Raw genomic sequence first — 1,671 nt, 5'->3', positions numbered from 1 at the left:
GAGGATTACTTTAATATTCTGCCCAATGGAAATATGGGCATCGGCACTACAACGCCTGATGCAAAACTTTCGGTAAATGGGAATATACATGCCAGGGAAGTAAAAGTTGATCTGAACGGCTGGCCGGACTATGTTTTTAAGAAAAGCTATCCTTTAGCAACATTGGACGAGCTGAAAGCGTACATTGAAAGGAATCAGCATCTTCCCGGCATGCCATCCGAAGCTGATGTGAGGCAAAACGGTGTTAACCTGGGCGAGATAGTGAAATTGCAAACTAAAAAAATAGAAGAACTAACGCTGTATCTTATTGAGAAAGACAAACGCGATAAAGAGAAGGATACCAGAATTCAGAGCCAACAGGAACAACTGCAAATCCAGCAACAGCAAATTGATCAGCTAAAGCAACAACAGGAGAGCCTGATCAAGGCTTTTGAATCTCATAGCAGGTGACTATTTGGACTAGCAGCAGGATCGTAAATCGGCCTGTGTCGTGGTTTTTATCTTTACTCAGATATTTCTTCTTCCAGCGAGTTATACAAGGAAGGCGCCACATTGTACTTGCGGCAGGCGACCATGGCACCCTCCCGTTCTCCTTCTTGAGTTATAGCTAGACGATCTTCAGCAGTAAAGCTCCTTCTTCCTTTTTTCATGATTCCCTAATTTAATTATTCTAAATTGTTTCTAAAATTTAGTACAGTCTTTTAGGGGGTTAGTACACATCTACAACAATCACCATCAAAAGGCACTACTCACTACCATCGCTATTAGCCTCCTCCAGGCCGAAAGCATAAGAATCGAAAAATTTTCCACATTTTTCAGACTGCAGTATGACCGCAGTCTGACGTGTTATATTCGGCGAAAATCTTAAGATATGATCCTAAATGCAATGAAAAAGCTCTATTTCATTTTCTTTCTCTTTTTTTTCCTGATCCAAAACGCCCGCGCTCAATCCAGCGGGAACATCACTGTTGGCGGAGATTTTGATAAGTTTTATCCGGTAACATGGTTGGATAATAACTGGTATAGCAATAAGCCAACTATACTTAACATTGGAAGATCAAACGTGCATACTGATGCCTCATGGCGAGGATCCATAATTTCAGAATTTAAGTTCCATATTACTCAATGGGGACATGGTTCTAATTTTATAGATGCCTTTATTCTTCAGAGCTTTGATTTCATTGCCGGATGGCAGGATGCAACTGCAAATAATAATAGTCTTCGTGCTATTATATGGTTAAGAGGAGGAGGAACTACCTATTATTATAACGCAAATGGCGAAGTTGTCCCTGTTATTTATGATGGCATACAAAATCCTTTACCTTTTAACGAGGAAAACGGGCCTTCCCACACGTATAAAACGGATATAGAACCATATGTGAACCGTTTCGGAGTTTCAGAAACAGCGACCGCTTATTTAAATGGGGCTGGCACAAACTACTTCAGAGGCGAGGTTGGAATAGGTACCACTGACACAAAAGGTTATAAACTTGCGGTAGCCGGAAACATGATCGCAGAGTCGGTAAAGGTTCAATTAAAAGGATCCTGGCCGGATTATGTCTTTTCTCCTTCTCATACCAAGCCTTCCCTTCCACAGCTTGAAAGTTTTATTGCCGATAATAAACATCTTCCAGGGATTCCATCTGAACTCACCTTATATGTCATCGAGTT

General features: G+C 41.1%; 1 protein-coding gene and 2 pseudogenes. 2 read left to right on the top strand and 1 reads right to left on the bottom strand.

The annotated features are described in order from the left end of the window. Positions 1-450, top strand: a pseudogene (locus tag DDR33_RS26115) (hypothetical protein); the annotation flags it as partial. A 53-nt stretch (positions 451-503) separates the two neighbouring features. Here the strand turns inward: DDR33_RS26115 and DDR33_RS26110 are convergent. Continuing rightward, complete coding sequence (locus DDR33_RS26110; protein ID WP_158280863.1) at positions 504-650, bottom strand: hypothetical protein; 147 nt, start codon at positions 648-650, stop codon at positions 504-506. 236 nt (positions 651-886) lie between these two features. Here DDR33_RS26110 and DDR33_RS26105 point away from each other — a divergent pair. Continuing rightward, positions 887-1,671: pseudogene (locus DDR33_RS26105) on the top strand (hypothetical protein); the annotation flags it as partial.

The sequence above is a fragment of the Pararcticibacter amylolyticus genome, assembly GCF_003130405.1.
Lineage (GTDB): Bacteria > Bacteroidota > Bacteroidia > Sphingobacteriales > Sphingobacteriaceae > Arcticibacter > Arcticibacter amylolyticus.
The sequence above is the reverse complement of the archived record's forward strand: the minus strand, read 5'-3'. Positions and strand labels throughout refer to the sequence as shown.